The 3,176-nt window shown below is 50.4% G+C and carries 2 rRNA genes; both read left to right on the top strand.

Features of this window, described 5'->3' with window-relative positions:
• Window positions 1-139: 139 nt before the first annotated feature.
• Window positions 140-2,965, top strand: a 23S ribosomal RNA gene (locus H6G44_RS19940).
• Window positions 2,966-3,053: 88 nt separating this feature from the next.
• A 5S ribosomal RNA gene (rrf, locus tag H6G44_RS19935) occupies window positions 3,054-3,171 on the top strand.
• Window positions 3,172-3,176: the final 5 nt, after the last annotated feature.

The following is a 3,176-nucleotide window of genomic DNA, read 5'->3' as shown; positions in this document are numbered from 1 at the left end:
GGAAAAAAGACAGCACCTAACTATAAAAGTTAGAATGCTGGATGAAATTCCAGTCAGAACCTTGAAAACTGCATAAGAGAAAGAGAAAAAGCACCGCAGACACAGACATTTAGATGGATGTGGAAGCAAAAGAAATTGTGGTCAAGCTAATAAGGGCTAATGGTGGATACCTAGGCACACAGAGGCGAAGAAGGACGTGGTTACCGACGAAATGTTCCGGGGAGTTGGAAGCAAACTGAGAGCCGGAAATATCCGAATGGGGCAACCCTATGTACTACCTGTTGAATATATAGACAGGAAAGAGCCAACCCAGCGAACTGAAACATCTTAGTAGCTGGAGGAAGAGAAATCAAAACAGAGATTCCCTAAGTAGTGGTGAGCGAAAGGGGAAGAGCCTAAACCAGAGGATTTATCTTCTGGGGTCGTGGGACAGCAATATCGAATCACTTAGGTTAGACGAAACAGCTAAATACTGTACCAGAGGAAGTGAAAGTCTTGTAGTCAAAAACCAAAGGATAGTAGCTGAATCCCGAGTAATACGGAGCACGAGGAATTCCGTATGAATCAGCGAGGACCACCTCGTAAGGCTAAATACTACTGTGTGACCGATAGAGAACAAGTACCGCGAGGGAAAGGTGAAAAGAACCCCGGAAGGGGAGTGAAATAGAACATGAAACCATAAGCTTACAAGCAGTGGGAGTCCGATTAAACGGATGACCGCGTGCCTGTTGAAGAATGAGCCGGCGACTTATAGGCACTGGTAGGTTAAAGCGAGAATGCTGGAGCCAAAGGGAAACCGAGTCTGAAGAGGGCGAAAATCAGTGTTTATAGACCCGAACCCTGGTGATCTAACCATGTCCAGGATGAAGCTTGGGTAACACCAAGTGGAGGTCCGAACCGACTGATGTTGAAAAATCAGCGGATGAGGTGTGGTTAGGGGTGAAATACCAATCGAACCAGGAGCTAGCTGGTTCTCCCCGAAATGTGTTGAGGCGCAGCGGTTGTGATTAAATCTGGGGGGTAAAGCACTGTTTCGGTGCGGGCTGGGAGACCGGTACCAAATCGAGACAAACTCAGAATACCCAGAGAACACACAGCCAGTGAGACAGTGGGGGATAAGCTTCATTGTCAAGAGGGAAACAGCCCAGACCACCAGCTAAGGTCCCCAAATCATCACTAAGTGATAAAGGAGGTGAGATTGCCTAGACAACTAGGAGGTTTGCCTAGAAGCAGCCACCCTTGAAAGAGTGCGTAATAGCTCACTAGTCAAGCGATCTTGCGCCGAAAATGAACGGGGCTAAGTGATGTACCGAAGCTGTGGGATTACTAATAATAATCGGTAGGGGAGCGTTCCGTCGTAGGGAGAAGCAGTAGCGGCAAGCAGCTGTGGACGAAACGGAAGTGAGAATGTCGGCTTGAGTAGCGCAAATGTATGTGAGAATCATACACCCCGAAACCCTAAGGGTTCCAGAGCCAGGTTCGTCCACTCTGGGTTAGTCGGGACCTAAGGCGAGGCCGAAGGGCGTAGTCGATGGACAAAGTGTCAATAGTCACTTACTGTTCTGTGGGAGCATAGACAGGGACGCATGAAAGATAGCCATACCCTGATTGGTTTGGGAGGGGTTTACGAACTCCGAGTGGTGAAGGAAAGTGCCAAGAAAAGCTGTGTATGTGATGAAGATAGAACACCCGTACCCGAAACCGACACAGGTAGGGAGGTTGAGAATACCAAGGGGCGCGAGATAACTCTCTCTAAGGAACTCGGCAAAATGGCCCCGTAACTTCGGAAGAAGGGGTGCCCACTGAATAAGTGGGTCGCAGTGAAGAGATCCAAGCGACTGTTTACCAAAAACACAGGTCTCCGCCAACTCGCAAGAGGACGTATGGGGGCTGACGCCTGCCCAGTGCCGGAAGGTTAAGGAAGCCGGTCAGCGAAAGTGAAGCTGGCGACTGAAGCCCCGGTGAACGGCGGCCGTAACTATAACGGTCCTAAGGTAGCGAAATTCCTTGTCGGGTAAGTTCCGACCCGCACGAAAGGCGTAACGATTTGGATGGTGTCTCAGAGAGAGACTCGGCGAAATAGGAATGTCTGTGAAGATACGGACTGCCTGCACCTGGACAGAAAGACCCTATGAAGCTTTACTGTAGCCTGGAATTGTGTTCGGGCTTCGCTTGCGCAGGATAGGTGGGAAGCGAAGAAATTATCCTTGTGGGGATAATGGAGCTAACGGTGAGATACCACTCTGGCGAAGCTAGAATTCTAACCCACGACCGTAAGCCGGTCGGGGAACAGTTTCAGGTGGGCAGTTTGACTGGGGCGGTCGCCTCCTAAAAGGTAACGGAGGCGCGCAAAGGTTCCCTCAGCACGCTTGGAAACCGTGCGAAGAGTGTAAAGGCAGAAGGGAGCTTGACTGCAAGACTGACAAGTCGAGCAGGTACGAAAGTAGGCCTTAGTGATCCGACGGCGCAGAGTGGAATGGCCGTCGCTCAACGGATAAAAGTTACTCTAGGGATAACAGGCTGATCTCCCCCAAGAGTCCACATCGACGGGGAGGTTTGGCACCTCGATGTCGGCTCATCGCAACCTGGGGCGGAAGTACGTCCCAAGGGTTGGGCTGTTCGCCCATTAAAGCGGTACGTGAGCTGGGTTCAGAACGTCGTGAGACAGTTCGGTCCATATCCGGTGCAGGCGCAAGAGTATTGAGAGGAGTCCTCCTTAGTACGAGAGGACCGGGAGGAACGCACCGCTGGTGTACCAGTTATTGTACCAACAGTAAACGCTGGGTAGCCAAGTGCGGAGAGGATAACCGCTGAAAGCATCTAAGTGGGAAGCCCACCTCAAGATGAGTACTCTCACTACAAAAAGTAGGTAAGGTCACGGGCAGAACACCCGTTAATAGGCTCTATGTGGAAGTACAGTAATGTATGTAGCAAAGGGGTACTAATAGACCGAGGGCTTGACCTCTATTCAATTTGCTATTGTGATTTCTCTTTCTCAAATGCAGTCTTCAGGGTTTTGTTGTTAGTCAGTAACAACTGACCCGATAGGTTTTCTTGGTGTCTATGGCGCGGTGGAACCACACTGATCCCTTCCCGAACTCAGAGGTGAAACGCTGCTGCGGCGACGATAGTTTGGGGGTAGCCCTGCGTGAAAATAGCTCGATGCCAGGTTTATT

It is taken from the genome of Aphanizomenon flos-aquae FACHB-1287 (assembly GCF_014698755.1).
In the GTDB taxonomy this organism is placed as follows: domain Bacteria; phylum Cyanobacteriota; class Cyanobacteriia; order Cyanobacteriales; family Nostocaceae; genus Dolichospermum; species Dolichospermum flosaquae.
This window is presented reverse-complemented; position numbering and strand designations above follow the sequence as displayed.